Source organism: Paenibacillus sp. JJ-100 (genome assembly GCF_948329825.1).
Classification (GTDB): Bacteria; Bacillota; Bacilli; order Paenibacillales; family Paenibacillaceae; genus Paenibacillus.
Genome location: NZ_CAOJCM010000003.1, coordinates 439769 through 456120 on the forward strand (window position 1 = coordinate 439769; position 16352 = coordinate 456120).

Annotated in this window: 13 protein-coding genes; 12 read left to right on the forward strand and 1 reads right to left on the reverse strand. The window is 48.2% G+C overall.

Going from position 1 to position 16352, the window contains the following annotated elements; genetic code table 11:
• The first annotated feature begins 8 nt into the window (after positions 1-8).
• The 11 genes from PQG66_RS15040 to PQG66_RS15090 all read left to right on the forward strand — a co-directional run bounded on the left by PQG66_RS15040 (position 9) and on the right by PQG66_RS15090 (position 12797).
• A complete protein-coding gene (locus PQG66_RS15040) occupies positions 9-1604 on the forward strand; it encodes a spore germination protein (protein WP_272038537.1) in 1596 nt (531 codons plus the stop codon).
• 16 nt (positions 1605-1620) lie between these two features.
• Positions 1621-2808: a Ger(x)C family spore germination protein gene (locus PQG66_RS15045; RefSeq protein ID WP_272038538.1), complete on the forward strand. Its 1188-nt coding sequence runs from the start codon at positions 1621-1623 to the stop codon at positions 2806-2808.
• Positions 2801-3022 (forward strand): hypothetical protein, encoded by a 222-nt coding sequence (locus tag PQG66_RS15050; RefSeq protein ID WP_272038539.1) that lies wholly within the window; start codon positions 2801-2803, stop codon positions 3020-3022. Before PQG66_RS15045 ends, PQG66_RS15050 begins: the two co-directional genes overlap by 8 nt.
• Positions 3023-3079: 57 nt before the next feature.
• The gene (locus PQG66_RS15055) at positions 3080-4219 is read left to right on the forward strand and encodes a GerAB/ArcD/ProY family transporter (protein ID WP_272038540.1); all 1140 of its coding nucleotides are present in this window, start codon (positions 3080-3082) and stop codon (positions 4217-4219) included.
• 130 nt (positions 4220-4349) lie between these two features.
• Positions 4350-5180, forward strand: a complete 831-nt coding sequence (locus PQG66_RS15060; protein WP_272038542.1) for a uroporphyrinogen-III synthase — start codon at positions 4350-4352, stop codon at positions 5178-5180.
• A gap of 494 nt (positions 5181-5674) precedes the next feature.
• Positions 5675-6313, forward strand: coding sequence for a ThuA domain-containing protein (locus PQG66_RS15065; protein ID WP_272038738.1), 639 nt, complete (start codon positions 5675-5677; stop codon positions 6311-6313).
• Positions 6314-6386: 73 nt separating this feature from the next.
• Positions 6387-6767, forward strand: a complete 381-nt coding sequence (locus PQG66_RS15070) for a phasin family protein (RefSeq protein ID WP_272038543.1) — start codon at positions 6387-6389, stop codon at positions 6765-6767.
• Entirely contained in the window at positions 6768-8438 is a 1671-nt protein-coding gene (locus PQG66_RS15075; protein ID WP_272038544.1) for an ABC1 kinase family protein, read from the forward strand.
• Between the two features lie 763 nt (positions 8439-9201).
• Positions 9202-10650, forward strand: coding sequence for a SulP family inorganic anion transporter (locus PQG66_RS15080; RefSeq protein WP_272038545.1), 1449 nt, complete (start codon positions 9202-9204; stop codon positions 10648-10650).
• A 372-nt stretch (positions 10651-11022) separates the two neighbouring features.
• A complete protein-coding gene (locus tag PQG66_RS15085; protein ID WP_272038546.1) occupies positions 11023-12573 on the forward strand; it encodes a DEAD/DEAH box helicase in 1551 nt (516 codons plus the stop codon).
• A 53-nt stretch (positions 12574-12626) separates the two neighbouring features.
• Entirely contained in the window at positions 12627-12797 is a 171-nt protein-coding gene (locus PQG66_RS15090) for a hypothetical protein (RefSeq protein WP_272038547.1), read from the forward strand.
• A 187-nt stretch (positions 12798-12984) separates the two neighbouring features.
• Here PQG66_RS15090 and PQG66_RS15095 read toward each other — a convergent pair whose 3' ends face one another.
• The gene (locus tag PQG66_RS15095; protein WP_272038548.1) at positions 12985-13917 is read right to left on the reverse strand and encodes a hypothetical protein; all 933 of its coding nucleotides are present in this window, start codon (positions 13915-13917) and stop codon (positions 12985-12987) included.
• A gap of 410 nt (positions 13918-14327) precedes the next feature.
• On the opposite strand from PQG66_RS15095, the gene PQG66_RS15100 reads away from it, so the two are divergent.
• Positions 14328-16121 (forward strand): vWA domain-containing protein, encoded by a 1794-nt coding sequence (locus PQG66_RS15100; RefSeq protein WP_272038549.1) that lies wholly within the window; start codon positions 14328-14330, stop codon positions 16119-16121.
• Positions 16122-16352 lie beyond the last annotated feature (231 nt).

A 16352-nucleotide genomic window follows, 5' to 3' on the forward strand; every position in this document is an offset into this window, starting at 1 on the left:
GGCGGCATATGGCAGGTAACTCATCAGGCAACGACAAGTCTAAAGGGTCAAAACGATCTTCTGACGATAACAACTATGTACCATTGGGACTGCCGTCCCCGCCTATTTTGAAGCAACCGATCAGTGAAATTCATACGAACCAGGTTCAGGCGTTAAAAGAAATTTTCTCAGATTGCTCTGATGTGGTGTTCCGAAACGTCATGATTACTCCGGAAGTACAGGGACTGCTTGTATACGTCGAGGGGATCGTGAATTCGGCAGATATTCAGGAGCATATGCTACGTCCGCTCATTCGAGGGTTGATCCAACAACGAACCGATGAGCCAGATATGCCTATTGATGATACGCGGATTGAGCTGACACAAGTGAAGCGAGTTCAAACCTGGGCTGCTGCGACAGAGGGCGTGCTTGCCTCGTCCGCATTATTGGTCATGGACGGAGAACGTGAAGCTTGGTTGTTCAACGTCAAAGGTGGGGTCAGAAGAGGCGTTGAGGAGCCGCAGACCGAGTCTGTCATACGTGGACCTCGCGAGGGATTTACAGAGACCTTGCGTATGAACACGGCGTTGTTGCGTTTCAAGCTGAAGACACCTGCACTCAAGATGGTGAGTATGACACTGGGCTCCGATAGCAAAACCGATATCGTTTTGGTCTATCTGGAGGGTGTTGCAGATCCCCAAGTTATTCAAGATGCCAAGAAACGTCTGGAGAAGATTGAAATAGACGGTATTCTGGAGAGCGGTTATATCGAAGAACTCATTGAAGATCATCCGTACTCTCCTTTTCCACAGATGCATTATTCCGAGCGACCGGATACAGTCGCTGGAAACTTGCTGGAGGGGCGCTTCTCCATTATGGTGGACGGCACGCCATTTGCTCTAATCGCACCCGTCACGATGTGGCAGATGTTACAGGCCAGCGAGGATTATTATGAACGGTTTTTCATCAGTAATCTGATTCGCTGGATTCGATTCTTGTTTGTTGCCATCGCTCTATTCCTGCCAGCACTGTATATTGCTATAACAACCTTTCATCAGGATATGTTGCCAACGACGTTGATCCTCAGTATTGCAGGTGCGCGGGAAGCAATCCCTTTCCCAGCTCTCATAGAAGCGCTCATTATGGAATTATCCTTTGAGGCCCTTCGAGAAGCCGGGGTAAGATTACCTAAAACAGTCGGACAAGCCGTCAGTATCCTCGGTGCTTTGGTTATTGGTCAAGCGGCTGTACAGGCAGGAATTGTATCTGCACCGATGGTTATTATCGTATCCATGACGGGGATTGCATCCTTCACTATACCTAGGTTCAACTTTGCTATTACCGTTCGATTATTGCGGTTTCCGCTCATGCTCCTGGCAGGGATGATGGGGTTATACGGCATTGTTATTGGTCTGGTGTTAATCTCTGTGCATCTGACGCAGATGACCTCATTTGGTGTACCTTATCTGTCCGGGCTCAGCCCGTACAACATGAAAGATACCAAAGATATTGTGGTTCGGGCACCTTGGTGGAAGATGATCAATCGTCCTTCGACCGTACACCGAGACCGCAAACGTATGGTCAGAGATATTAATGGTTCGCCGGAAGCAGAGGAAGGATGGTGAGTCCATGAAGATTTTAATGAAATACAAGGCGGTCATTGCGCTCATTCTGTGCACCTCCCTGCTATCGGGCTGCTGGGATCGAGAGGAGATCAATGATATTGCTTTTGTGATAGGCATTGCCGTTGATAAAGAAGAGGATAACTATAGAGCAAGCCTGCAAATTGCGCTTCCAGGACAGTCAGGTTCAACGGGCAGTGAGGGAGGAGGCGGGGGAACAAGTGGTGACAAATCCTGGTTTCTTCTCTCCAACACAGCCCGAACGCTGCGTGAAACAAGCCTTGCAGGTCAAAAATCGTTATCTCGGAGAATTTATTATGCACATCGGAGAACGATTCTCATCGGAGAAGAACTTGCCCGTGAAGGAGTGGCCTCCATGCTTGACTTACTTACGCGATATCCGCTCAATCGGTTATCAGCATTGCCAGTCGTCACTCGGGGCGATGCTTACAAAGTGATTGATACAGACGCTCCCATTGAGAAGTTCCCTTCCGAGATGGTTCGTGAATTATGTTTCCTGCATATGAGAAAACCACGCTCACTCAAAATATTTGTTGATTCTATTTTGAGTGAGGGCATTGATCCATTTCTGCCCATAGCTTCAGTCTCGGATAGCATACCGAAAGATTGGAAGGACTCCAAGACGAATATCAAACTAGATGGTCTGGCTATTTTCAAAAAAGATAAACTTGTTGGTTTGATGGATAAAGAACCGGCAGACGCTCTAATTCTTGCGATGGGGGAAGCCAATGCGCCTGAAGTAATGATCAAGGCTCCTCGCGGGAAGGGCGATATATTTATCAAACTGAATGAGAATAATGCTTCTCTTCAACCTCGTATAGAAAATGGCAAGGTCAGTGTAGACATTGAACTATATGCTAAAGGTGTAGTCGTGGACAACGAATCGAATTACGGTGATCTGAGGGAAGAAGAGATCGTCAGAATCAATAATGATATTCGTCAGAAGATTAAGGCAGATATCGAAGAAGGCGTTCATCTGATCCAGAAGAAATTCAAAGCAGACATTCTGGGTATGGGCCGATCCATTCATCAACAACTGCCAAAGGAATGGAAGAAAATAAAGGATCGCTGGGATGTCCTCTACCCGGACGTTAAGGTTGAAGTCGTGCCGCATGTCTTGATTGAGAATGTTGGTGTGTTCAATAAACCAATCGGAGTCGTAGAGGAGGATATCGTACATGATTAAACCGCTTGTGTATACATATCTGGCGATGGTTATTGTAGTGCTTGTCATGGATTTTCGACATCTGAAACAGGCAGCACCTATTAACCGCTGGTTGTCGTATGGTTTGATCGGCATTGGGATTGGTATCTGGATGCATGTAACGACACTCAGCAAAACGTTTTATGTAACGGTATGGATAAGTCATGTGATCCAGCGCATACTGCCGTTGCCCTGATGAAGTTTATAGAAGGGCTTTAATATGAAAAGCTACACGAATGAAAGGAGGGGGAAGATGAATCAAAAGGTAACCCATAGGCAGATGGTATTGATTATTATGCTGCTTAGTTTTTCGAGCACGTTGCTTCAACCTCATGCTCAGGCTATCTTCTATGCCAAACAGCATGCATATCTCTGTTATGTGCCCGTTATTCTGATTATGGTGGCATCGATGTGGATGTTAAGTCGAGTCCAGCGGCGTTTTCCAGATAAGGATCTATTTGAATCACTGGTGGAGCGATTTCCTTTTCTCGGGAGAGTGATGGGAAGTCTCTACATCACATTTTTCTTCTTTGTCCTTGCTAGAGATATCCGGCTGACAGGTGACTATGTAAGCATCACATTGCTGGAGACAACGCCCATATCCATCATCGTACTCACCCTGATTATTATGGCTGTTTTTATCGTCCGGGGAGGGCTGGGTTCCCTGATTGGGATGATTGAGCTATATGTGGCTCTTTTCATATTAAACTCCGCCATCGTGCCGTTTATGTTGATTCAGCAGATCAATCTGGAGAACTTAAAACCCTTTCTTGATATGGACTTGGCCGGAATTGTAACGGGAAGCTGGTATCTCTTCTCGTTCTTCGGTGAGATGATTGCCTTGCCATTTGTGGTGAGGGGCAGTGATTTCCGAGTAAAGTCGATATTTTCGGGTGCAATTTTTACCGGACTGCTAATGATGCTCATTGTTGTGGAAACTATCGCTGCTATTGGAGTACCTATTGCTTCAAGACTTGTATATCCGTCGTATGAGCTCGCAAGACAGTTGCAGATTAGTGACTTCCTGGATCGGTTTGATCTGCCGCTTGCGGCGTTGACTTTACCATGTATTATTACGAAGATTGCGTTCGACCTGTATTTTGTATGCTGGGGATTGAAACGTATGATTCCAAAGGTATCTGGTAAAGTCTTGACGGGGCCGATTGCACTGCTCGGTTTTGTATGTGCATTCTGGTTTTTCCGTAATGCCATTCAGTTGAATCGGTTTACTCGAGAATGGACGTGGGTCGCGATCGTGTTCGAGATTCTATTCCCGATCGTTTTGTTTCTATTCCATCGTCCACGTAAAAAAAATGCAGAACATGCCCCGATTTCCGCTTCCGAAAAGAAACAAAAGGATTCTCATGGTAGCGGCAATCTGCAGCCTTCCTGATGAAAACCATAAATAATCGTTATAGCCAGATCGCCCATAAATCATGCTGCGTTGGTTTCCCTCTGCACAAGTAGCCTGTATACTGTAGTCAGACTGATGAACATTCGGCTGACAAACGGAGGGGACTTGAATGGCTCAACACTTGGCAGGGGTACGCGTAGCTTTAACTGGACCGCGGAAGTCCAAAGAGATGTCTTTATTGGTAGAGAAAATGGGTGGAATTCCTCTTGTGCGTCCCGCACAGGGAACGGTATTTTTAGATGATCGAAATATTAGAGACGGGCTGGTCTCTTGGATATCTAATCCCTCGGACTGGGCGATTTTTACGACGGGCATGGGGATCGACGCCTTGTTCGACATGGCTGAGGATATGGATGTAGCAGGACAGCTTCGGAATGTGTTGGCTGAATCTTGTATTGCAGCAAGAGGGTACAAAACGGTGAATGCGCTAAGAAAGCTGAAGTTGACACCCTTGGTACGAGATGATGATGGTAGTACAGACGGATTGATTCGTGAGTTTGGTTCGCATGATCTGACCGGTAAAAAGGTGATGTTGCAGCTGCACGGGGAAACTGCTCCCAAGCTGGTTCGTTGGTTAGAAGAGCAGGGGGCCACTGTACGACAAGTGTTGCCGTATCGCCACGTCCCACCGGAAGAGGCAGAGCTGGAGCAACTTTTGGATGATGTGCTTGAGCATAAGGTTGACGCAGTGGCTTTTACAAGCGGACCACAGGTTCGATTTTTGACGGAATATGCATCTTCTCAAGGCAAGCTGGACCAGTTGCGCACTGCTTTCAAGGAAGGCGTCGTTCCAGCCTCCGTCGGTAAAGTTACAGCCAATGCCATGCGTGAGGAAGGGATCGAAGCGTTAGTTGTCCCAGAGGAAGAGAAGATGGGGGCACTTATTGTTGAACTGGGACGTTACTTTGCAGCACATCCGATCGGTGTTCGGAGAGAGTAATCAACGAACACGGTGCAGAACTCTTCGGAGTATGCCTGCACTTCAGGTTCGGAGAGGAAAATGACCGTCCCAGACTGTTGCAACAGATCAGGGATGGTCTATTTGTTCTATGTACGACAAAGAGGCGGGATAAACGATGAATATCAAAACCACCATATCCAGCGATCGAACAAAGACAACGAGTACTCAGGGCGGCACCTTGCCTGGTCATCACAGGTACGAGCAGTGATGCTGGCAAAACGACAGGATCGTACGACTGAGCTTGGCTGCTACTGCTTCGGCGTGAGTGTTTTTACTTTTCTCGTAAGAGACTGGAGTAAGGTTATTATTCCTGTGACTTTGGTCGTGAAGTTAGACAGGAGACTGTCTAATTAAAGGTTTTTAGTGAAGGATGTTGAATGTGTTTAGAGACGGAGCATCCAGAACCCAAGCGCAGACCTCGCAACGCAACGGAGAACAATCAACACAGTATCCTATGAAAGGAGATGTAGATGATGGATCATCGTAAGAAAGCACTATTGATTGGAGATTATACGCATCCGGACTGGCATCCGCTTCAGGGTGTAGATGCAGAGATTAGCCGGATCTTTCAAGATACGATCACAGTTCAGTGCAGCGAAAACCGCAATATGTTCCTGCATGAAAATATTTCTGGATTTGATGTCTGTATCTCATACGTGGACGATTGGAGGGGGAAAATCTCTCCACAGCAGACAGCGGGTCTATTGTCTTATGTGAGCAATGGGGGCGGACTGGTCATCTTGCATAATGGAATCTCTCTTCAAAATCGGAATGAGATCAAACAGATGATTGGAGCCAAATTTCTACAGCACCCTCCCTACGCACCACTCGAATTCACGGTTACAGAACAGAGTCACCCAGTGACGGAGGGGATCTCCAGTTTTACCATGGAAGAAGAACCTTATGAATTCGAATTCGGTTCATTTGCCGAGACCAAAATTCTGTTGGAGTACCAGTCCAGTGAAGGGCCAAAACCCGCTGCTTGGGCGCATAAATATGGATTAGGACGAATCGTATATTTGATGCCAGGACATTCGGTTCCATCCTTTGCGAATGAAACGTATCGAAGATTGGTGTTGCAGGCAGGCAAATGGGCAGCGCGGTACGTATAATGAAGCTCTCCTTTTTGCATGTCGAGGTTTAAGAGGTGTAATATAAAGACAACCAAAGAGGAGGATGAATAAGATGAGCGATTTGTTCAAGAAGGCGTTCTCGTTAGGTCTTGGTCTTACGGTAGTCAGCAAAGAAAAGATTGAGAAAACCGTGGAAGATCTGGTGGAGCGCGGCAAGCTTGCACCCGGAGAATCCAAAGCGTTTGTTGATCGGTTGTTGGAGCGTGGTGAAGAAGAACAAGGCCAGTTGAAACGTGTCATTCAGGAGCAGGTCAAGCGTGTGCTTCAGGAAGCTGGCGTGGCATCCCAGAATGATGTGGCCAGTCTGGAGCAGCGTATTACAGTGCTGGAACAAAAGTTGGCTGAACTGCGTCAGACACCACAGCTTCATCCTGATGAATCCCCGGCTCCATCTGAAGATGCTCCTCCTCTTAAAGGAAACGAGATCGAATAGATGGTTGTGCGGATTAAACATATCGGCAGATACCGTGAAATTGCCATGGCGCTGATGCGTCATGGCTTCGGTTATATGGTCGAGGAGCTGGGGCTGTTTCAGATGCTGGCTCTACCACGGCGGTGGATGTCGCGTGAAGCACAACCAACCAAAACGCTGAGTGAACGGATCAGGCTGGTGCTTCAGGAGCTGGGGCCGGCTTTTGTCAAGCTGGGGCAACTTGCAAGCACAAGAGCAGATTTGTTACCTGAATCGGTTATTCACGAACTGGTTAAATTGCAGGATCAGGTTCCAGCGTTCTCATCCGAGACGGCAAGGGGTATTTTGGAACAGGAATTGGATACACCGCTGGAGGAGATCTTTTCCCGGTTCGAGGATACCCCGGTGGCTGCGGCCAGCATTGGTCAGGTGCATCTGGGCAAACTTCAGAGCGGAGAAGCAGTAGCGATCAAAATCCAGCGCCCGGGTATATCGCGGATTGTGCAGCGTGATCTGGACATTCTACGTGAGCTGACCGCCATGGCGGAGAAACGGTGGGACTGGGTGAAGCAATATCAGATTCCACAGATGGTAGAAGAATATGCGCAGGCCCTCATGGCGGAGTTGGATTACACAGTAGAAGGTCGCAATACGGAGAAGATTGCACAGCAATACCAGCAGGACAACAAAGTGAAGATTCCCGTGATCTATTGGGATCAGACCTCATCACGTGTATTGACGATGGAGTATATCGAAGGGATCAAGCTGAACAACCGGGACGAATTGGTAGAGCGTGGTCATGATCTGAACGATATTGCGGAGCGTCTGGTGGATGCGTTGCTGAATCAAATATTTATGCAAGGTTTCTTCCATGCCGATCCGCATCCTGGTAATCTGATGGTGCTCAAGGATGGACGCCTTGCCTTTATTGACTTCGGTATGGTGGGAAGTCTGAGCGATGAGATGAGGCAACAGCTCTCGTCGCTTATTATAGGCTTGATGCGGAAGGATACCGATAGCATGATTCGCTCCATTGAGAAGCTGGGCATGATGCCGGATGATATGGATGTGCGTGGATTTCATGTTGATTTGGACAAACTTCGGACGAAATATTATGACATTCCCTTTTCCAAAATCAGTGTGGGTCTGGCCCTAAATGACCTGTTCGGCGTTGCGCAGAGGCATCGGGTTGTGATGCCAGCTGATATATTACTTATGGGCAAGTCGTTGCTGACGATGGAGGGCGTCATTGAACATCTCGATCCTAATTTGAGTATCGTGGATATGGCGGAGCCGTTTGGTCGTAAGCTATTAAAGGAACGTTTTAGTGCAGGTCGCATCAAAAATAGATTGTTCCGCAGTGCCGCAGATATGGCAGAGAGTGTCATCGGTTTGCCAGGGCAGCTTCGGCAGCTATCTTCCATCATCAGCAAAGGTAAGCTACGGCTTGAAATTAGCGTACCTGAACTGGAGTCTCTTCTGCGCAGATTGGATCAGATCAGTAATCGTTTGTCCTTTAGCATTGTGCTGCTTGCCTTTTGTATCATTATGGTTGGACTTATTATTGGCTCTTCGATTAGTCATCAGTCCACGATGTTATGGGATATTCCGGTGATAGAGATTGGTTTTCTGGTGGCGATTCTGATGGTTGCCTTTCTGCTCTATTCGATATTTAAATCGGGCAGGTTCTAAACCAGAATTGCACAAGGTTGCAAAGGGTTGCAGAGGATTGCACAAGGCCTGTAGAAACATAGATATACCACATGTTAAGTAAAATCACTGTAGGGAGCCTTCTTTAAGGCTCTTTTCTTTTTTTTCTGAAACAAAGTAATGACCACAATATGGATCGTATTGTTTATGAGATAGAGATAAAGGGAGTTAAATAGTGTTAGATGAAGATAATAAGAGATAGGGATCTATTTTCAAGGGAATACCGAGTTCGTACATATGTAATCCTGAATTTATAATAATAGGTCAGTAGATGAACGGACCCGGTTTTTCTGAGAGGGGAAAACCTACAGGCATCGCATTCCCGCGTCGATTCGATGGACGTGATGGTGTAATAGAGATGAGATGTTATGAGTAAGAAAGAGTACTGAATGGGTGACGGAACAGGCCAGTGCACGCTGGAACGGTAATGAAGATGGTGAGTACGCCATGGCATGGAGCTACATCGTAGAAGTGGAACCATCGTGAACTTGGGAACCATTAGACTGGACATGGATCAAAGGCAAGGTGTCTTCGGTTATGCTCTTTAGCAGGAAAAACGGCGGGAACAATATGTTTTTTCTGACGGAGAATGATCCGTTGTTTTGTGTTGTTTGTGGCGCTGCTAATGTTGCTGTCTATGGATTCCAAGGCTTCAGATCGGACGTGTACTGCTTCCGTTATTCTTAAGTGGATTGGAAAAAATTAATAATATGAGGAGTACATCTGGGAGGCTAGGCAACAATATATGAATACATTAAAACAACAGTGGTTTGGTAACATTCGCGGCGACCTGCTCGCAGGTATCACGGTAGCGCTAGCGCTCATTCCGGAAGCGATCGCTTTCTCAATCATAGCAGGTGTTAGTCCAATGGTGGGACTATATGCATCGATTACCATCGCGATAGTGATCTCAATTGCGGGCGGCAGACCAGGCATGATCTCGGCTGCAACAGGAGCTATGGCGATATTGATGGTCGGGCTCGTTAAGGATTATGGGGTGGAGTATCTTTTTGCAGCTACCATTCTGACGGGTGTGATTCAGTTTATTTTAGGTCTATTCAAAGTGGGGCGATTTATTACGTTTGTGCCTCATTCTGTATTAACCGGATTCGTGAATGCACTTGCAATTCTGATCTTCATGGCACAGCTTACCCACTTCACAGGGGCTAACTGGATCATGTATGTGATGGTGGCAGGAACGCTGGCGATCATCTATATTTTGCCACGCTTTTTCAAAGGGGTTCCGGCTCCGCTCGTGGCTATTATTATCATGACCATCATTACGGTGGTCTTTCATCTGGATGTCAAAACCGTAGGTCAGATGGGTAATCTGACAAGTACGCTGCCGATGTTTCACCTGCCGAATATTGCGTGGACATGGGATACACTGATGCTACTGCTGCCGTATTCATTTACGATGGCACTTGTCGGTTTGCTGGAGTCGTTGCTGACAGCGACCATTGTCGATGAAATGACTGAAACCAAAAGCAGCAAAAACCGTGAGGTACGTGGTCAGGGGATTGCAAACTTCGTGAATGGGTTATTCGGTGGCATGGCTGGCTGTGCAATGATCGGACAATCGGTGATTAATGTGAAGTCGGGTGGACGCGGCAGGTTATCGACATTTACGGCGGGAGCATTCCTCGCGATTTTGCTGCTGTTGTTCAGCGGTGTTGTGAAGCAGATTCCGATGGGTGCACTGGTTGGCGTGATGTTTATGGTGTGTATTGGGACATTTGACTGGGGTTCTGTTAAAAATATAGCCCGCGTACCGCGTGCTGAGGCGATCGTTATGGTGGTGACGGTAGCCATTGTTCTCTACACTCACGACCTATCACTCGGTGTTATGGTTGGTGTCGTGCTGAGTGTGCTGCACTTCGGCTGGAAACAAACTAAAATTCGCGTGCAGTCTAGTCAGGAGCAAGGACAGAAAGTGTACCGCGTATACGGGCCCTTCTTCTTCGGCTCTTCGTCCCATTTCGTCGATGAATTCGATGCAGAAGCCGATCCGCAGGAAATTACGATTGACTTTGGCGGCTCACATATCTGGGATAACACAGCGGTTGTCGCAATTGGCAAAGTGAAATTTAAATACGCGAAGCTCGGTAAAACCGTGCATCTGCGCGGATTGAACGAGGAAAGCTCCCGTCTGCTGGAGCGCAGCGGATTTATCGTTTCAAGTGCCAAAGGTTGACGTATCCGCATCATAAATATAGCGGTTCTCTTTTACGGATAAGCCGGAAGGGAGCCGCTTTTTTGTCTGTCTGAGAGGCCAGTGATTATTAGATGAATGATTCATTGATGTCTAATTGGGCTTGTTTCATCTTACTGGGCCACCATGGGGGTGTCTACCTGAGCAATCAGTTTATGCTACAAGTTGGCGCGGTAGTTCAGTTTCGCTTTTGTTTTGCTGGATGAACGTGTAAACTACAGAATATGGAGAAGAAGAGCAACGGGATGATTGCTTTTTAAAAAATTCATTTCATATTCAGAGTAGAATTCAGGAAAACTAGTACCGTGTACGATGAAATGGACTTATCTAAATGAATATACAGAGGTGTAACGATTGGCTAACTTTGAACAACTGGGCATACGCCCGGAATGGTGCGAGGTGCTGAAACAGCAGGGCATTGCCGTACCGACTCCAGTACAGGAGCGTTCTATTCCCGTACTACTAGGTGGACGTGATATCATTGCCGAAGCGCAGACGGGCACAGGAAAAACACTTGCTTTTTTGCTGCCGATTATTCAGAAAATTAACGTATCCGACCGCTCTCCACAGGCACTGATTATTGCGCCTACGCGTGAGCTGGCTCTGCAGATTACGGAAGAAGCGAAGAAACTGACGGCGAACGATGACAAGATTCATGTGCTTGCTGTATATGGTGGACAAGATGTAGAGAAACAGCTACGCAAGCTGCAAAACGGAACTCAAATCGTAGTAGGGACACCAGGCCGTCTTCTGGATCACCTGCGCCGTGGTACCCTGAAGCTCGATAATGTGAGAAAACTGGTGCTGGATGAAGCAGATCAGATGTTACACATGGGTTTCCTGGACGATGTGGAGACCATTTTGCGCGAACTGCCGCATAAACGTCAGACGATGCTATTCTCCGCGACGATGCCTAAAGGCATTCGTGTGCTGGCCAAGAACTACATGAAAGACCCGGAGGATGTGAAAGTGTCTTCCCGATCGGTCATTCCTATTCACCAGATCCGCCAGCAGGTGCTGGAGTGCACGGATCGCGGCAAATTTGCTGCGCTATGCGGCATGATTGATACGTATCGCCCGTATTTGGCGATTATTTTCTGCCGGACGAAACGCCGGGCGTCGAAGCTGAACGAGGATTTGCGTGAAGCTGGGTATGACAGCGATGAGCTTCATGGTGATTTGTCTCAAGCGAAGCGTGAGAATGTTATGAAAGCGTTCCGTGATGCGAAGCTGCAAGTGCTTGTGGCTACAGATGTAGCGGCACGCGGACTGGATGTTGAAGGAGTTACTCACGTGTTCAACTACGACATTCCGCATGATGCTGAAAGTTATATCCACCGCATTGGTCGTACAGGCCGCGCAGGTGGAACGGGCCTTGCCGTAACGTTTGCAACCCAGCATGACAGACCGGAGCTTGCTCGTATTGAGGAAGGTACGAACCAGAAGCTGAACCGTATTCAATGGACAAGCGATGGCCCGGTTGCTTCCACGGGAGAGACTCGCCGTGCGATTCATCGTGAAGGCGATGATGAGCGTGGAGGACGTTCCGCCGGAACAGGCAGTGCCCGTCGCGGTGCAGGCCGTAATGACCGCAGAGAAGGCGGACGTAGCGGTCGGGGCTCACGCGCAGGCGATGGTGGACGCAGCGGCGGACGCAGTGGCGGCCGTAGCGGTGACGAGCGCGGCGCAGGCCGTGCATCGGCGCGCAGCAGTAGTCGCGGCACAAGCCAAGGCGGCGGCCGCGGTGGTGCAGGCCGCAGCGAAGAGCGCAGCAGCAGCGGCTGGGCTGGCCGCAGCGCAGACAAGCGCACCGCTGGGCGCGGCGGCGCTGGTTCGGGCCGCCCGGACTCCGCAGGACGCGGTCCGGGCAGGGGCGACCGCCGCGATTCTCGTCGCGGGCGGTAAAAGCAATGGCGCAAGCGGCGATGCAGCCGCATTCTGCGCATTGCATCATCGCCATGCCACCGCAGCAGCGGGTGCAGCATGGCATATCACCGAGAGCGTTCGGGTACGGAATCGTACCGAACGCTCGAACTAAGGGTCGCGACGGAACCACGTCGCGGCCCTTTTTTACAACCAAGCTCAAGCTGCCGTTGCTGAACACAACGTACAACGTACTGAGAGAATAGTAACGACAAAACACCTCATCCTAGACCTAAGGACGGGGTGTTTTTTGCTTAAAACTTATATGATTAAGGATGGTACGAGAACGGGTTACTTCGTAGCAAGGTGCAGGGAAGTGCAATATACGGTTCGTCTATATATGGGGGAGTTGATTTGCATTCTATTACACTTCCCACTATGACTGTTGTAACATCACCCATGAACATCGGCGTACTGATCACGGTACTTCTCGTTATATACCCTGCCAACAGACTCGGCGAGTCCACCGCGTGCCTTGGATGGATAACGTTCAATCGTATGATACAGCCGCATGAACCGGTCTTTGGACAAGAAGCGGGCGTAACGGGTAATCAGGCTGGGAAACAGTTCAATATATTTGCTTTTGCGCACGGCAGCGGCGGCCACGGCGGTCAGAATCTGGATCCCGTTATGCAGCTGTAAAATATGAACCTCATACGTTGCGATATATCGTATCGCATCTTCGTGGATCAATTCCGGCTTCAACCGGGCCACTTCGCCAATATACTCGGCAAGGAGCCGTTCGAAGTTTTGGAGCAGGAGCGGTTTCACTTGCAAGTCCATATCGCTACGTAGCACGAACGATTGAAGTAACGCGACCTGCTGTAGCCGAATTCGGTCGTTGTAGATCAGGGAACCGATTTCGCGCAGCATTTCATAGGCAAGTGCCTCGTCCTCTTTTCGCGCTTCGGCAACGAGAGCCCAATTCCGGTTAATGCCCTGGCGGATGACCTCTTCATTCAGTTGCAGCATGCGTCTTACCTCACGCCGCTGTTCAATCTGGAATGAACGTTGCTGCATGAAAATCAGGATGCCGAGCAGCACTAAGGATGCCGTCGCTGCGATCATCGATTGATCCAGCGTTTCGCCGAAATAAGTGGCGGCTGCGCCAATCAGCATAACGAATAAAACATGACGTACCATTCGGCGCTTCACCCGTGAACCTGCTTTCTCTTCGACAGAGACAAGGGCGCTACGTCCACAGGACGTGCAATGGTCTTCCCAGAGGCATGTATATTGCCCGCAACGCTTGCAAATATGCAACTTTTGATAGGCGTATGTCGTTCGGTAGAAAGGTCGTATGGATACCACTTTTTTTGTACTCATACCTTATCACCGCCCGCCATTCAAAATATTATACAGGGTGCGATCGGCATCTTCGCGGGAGACAGGTTTCCGGCGATGAATGAGGAATGCAACGACCTTGATCATAACAAAAAGAAACAATATGGCGAGGCATACGTATGTAACCATAATTCCGATCCTTTCTATGGCTTGAGGATCAAGCACTGTAATATTGCAGTTTGCTGCCCATAACTATATCATATTCCCATAGCTGGAATAATCATCCGAAAACAAAGCCCGAAATCGTTAAATTTTGTTAGACATGACAAAACTGTAACTCGGAATAGGGGTGCTTTTCAGATTTTATTAGAAGACTGTTAAGATTTCCTTAAGGCTTGACGCCTATAATAAACTATTCCCATTTTAATCTCAAACGTGAAGGAGTACATCTTATGCTGCGGACACGCAAAATACGCTGGTTCAGCGGAACCCTAGTTCTGTTGTTCCTACTAACCCTGTTGTTGCCTACGGCAATGCTATCCCAAGCGGAAGCAGCTCAGGCACAGACGAGCGGGATTGACGCGGTGCTTGTAGCCGATGTCAGCAACTCGATGAATACAAGTGATCGGGACAAGATCAGTAACGAAGCGATGAAAATGTTTATAGATATGCTGCCCACCACTGGGGATAAAGTAGGTATCGTTGCCTACACCGATCAGGTAGAGCGAGAAAAAGCCATGCTCGAGATTCAATCTGATGCAGATAAAAACAATCTGAAAGACTTCATCGATCAGCTCGGCAGAGGCCCATATACGGATATATCCGTTGGTATTGCGGAAGCGATGAACATCTTGAACCATGGCGCCGACCCAGCGCACTCCCCGATGATTGTGCTTCTGGCCGATGGCAACAACGATTTTAATAAAAGTAAAGGACGCACTCAGGCCGAGTCGGATGCAGATCTGGCGAATGCCGTCAAAGATGCGCAAGCGAAAGGTATCCCAGTCTATACGATTGGACTGAATGCCGATGGGAAGCTGAACAAAAATGCACTTGCAGACCTTGCCAAACAAACGGGGGGCAAATCCTTTATTACGAATACACCGGACGATCTGCCGCAGATTCTAAGTGAAATCTTCGCTGATCATGCCAAGCTCAATGTCGTGAAGCTGCCTTCTGTAACCGGAAACGGCAGTTATCAGGAAGTTACCGTGAACGTGCCGAATGACAGCGTATTGGAAGCCAATATTTCTATCATGTCTTCGAAGCCTGTACAGATACAGCTTAAAGATCCTTCTGGCAAGGACGTTAATCTGAACTCCAATGAAGCGAAGCTGTCCACATCCAAGAGTTATTCACTCGTGAAGTTGTTGAAACCTCAGGAGGGTGACTGGAAACTTCGGGTAAAAGGAGCTCCCAAAGACAGCATTGATATCAATCTGCTGTTTAACTACGATCTTCAACTCGTTGCGGACCCAATTAAGACCAAGTCCTATAAAAAAGGAGACAAGATTGATCTGGCAGCGAGGCTCGAAAATGGTGGTCAGCCGCTACAGGATAATGACCTGTATGCAGACATGAAGGCCACGCTCGTTATAAACGACAAGGACACAGGCAAGAGCGAAGAACAACCGCTCAATAACACCGGTTCTGGTTTTGCCGGAACATTCGAGATTCCAGATAATCATAACTATGAGCTGGTCATTCGTGCGGAGGAAGACAGCTTCTATCGTGAGAGTGAACCGATCATCATCAACGCTGGGGGGGCAAGTGGAGGTCAGGCACAACCAACGACCCCAGCGGGCGCAGATGACAAGCCTTTTCCTTGGATGCCGGTCATTCTGGGTGCGATTGCTCTGATCGTCGTAGTGGTTGGAGGTTGGTTCTTGCTAGGCTGGCTGAAACGTAAAAACCGCGGCTTTGTCGGTCAGATTATTGTTGAGATTCGGGATGAGAATACCGGTGACAAGTCCTATCCGCAATATAAGAAGCTGGCATCCTTCCGGGGCAAGTTCCACCTGCATCAATTGCTGCAGCTTGACCCTGAACTGAAGGAGACGGAGAAATATATCTTTACACCTGGTAATGGAGACCGATTAATCATTCGCAATACCGCAGGAGGTACGCTGGAGAAATCCGGCCGTGCGGTCGATGCAAGCTCAGGCGTTGAACTGAAGAACGGTGATCGACTGAGCATCCCGCTGCAACAGGCGGATAAAACCATTTTGATTGAGTATTTGGTGTAACATGTTTGAGCTCAGTGAATGAGAGCTTTAAAAGACAGACTGCAATTTACACGTTAACGGAGAGGACAGAAAAAAGCTGGAGAAGCGAAGCGTTCGCCTTTATCACCGGATATCAACCTTGAAAACATATTCAAAGAAATCCGGGGATAACAGCGATCGTAAGATTTTTCTGTCATCGGAGTGGCAAGTGTAAATGATATTTCTAGTTTTTTTAATTGAAATACAGGGAGG

Excerpts from the sequence above, each read along its gene's own strand:
- PQG66_RS15065 (WP_272038738.1), top strand. The coding sequence starts at position 5,675 with ATGGATCATCGTAAGAAAGCACTATTGATTGGAGATTATACGCATCCG.
- PQG66_RS15070 (WP_272038543.1), top strand. The coding sequence starts at position 6,387 with ATGAGCGATTTGTTCAAGAAGGCGTTCTCGTTAGGTCTTGGTCTTACG.
- PQG66_RS15050 (WP_272038539.1), top strand. The coding sequence starts at position 2,801 with ATGATTAAACCGCTTGTGTATACATATCTGGCGATGGTTATTGTAGTG.
- PQG66_RS15075 (WP_272038544.1), top strand. The coding sequence starts at position 6,768 with ATGGTTGTGCGGATTAAACATATCGGCAGATACCGTGAAATTGCCATG.
- PQG66_RS15055 (WP_272038540.1), top strand. The coding sequence starts at position 3,080 with ATGAATCAAAAGGTAACCCATAGGCAGATGGTATTGATTATTATGCTG.
- PQG66_RS15090 (WP_272038547.1), top strand. The coding sequence starts at position 12,627 with ATGCCACCGCAGCAGCGGGTGCAGCATGGCATATCACCGAGAGCGTTC.
- PQG66_RS15095 (WP_272038548.1), bottom strand. The coding sequence starts at position 13,917 with ATGAGTACAAAAAAAGTGGTATCCATACGACCTTTCTACCGAACGACA.
- PQG66_RS15040 (WP_272038537.1), top strand. The coding sequence starts at position 9 with ATGGCAGGTAACTCATCAGGCAACGACAAGTCTAAAGGGTCAAAACGA.
- PQG66_RS15060 (WP_272038542.1), top strand. The coding sequence starts at position 4,350 with ATGGCTCAACACTTGGCAGGGGTACGCGTAGCTTTAACTGGACCGCGG.
- PQG66_RS15080 (WP_272038545.1), top strand. The coding sequence starts at position 9,202 with ATGAATACATTAAAACAACAGTGGTTTGGTAACATTCGCGGCGACCTG.
- PQG66_RS15100 (WP_272038549.1), top strand. The coding sequence starts at position 14,328 with ATGCTGCGGACACGCAAAATACGCTGGTTCAGCGGAACCCTAGTTCTG.
- PQG66_RS15045 (WP_272038538.1), top strand. The coding sequence starts at position 1,621 with ATGAAATACAAGGCGGTCATTGCGCTCATTCTGTGCACCTCCCTGCTA.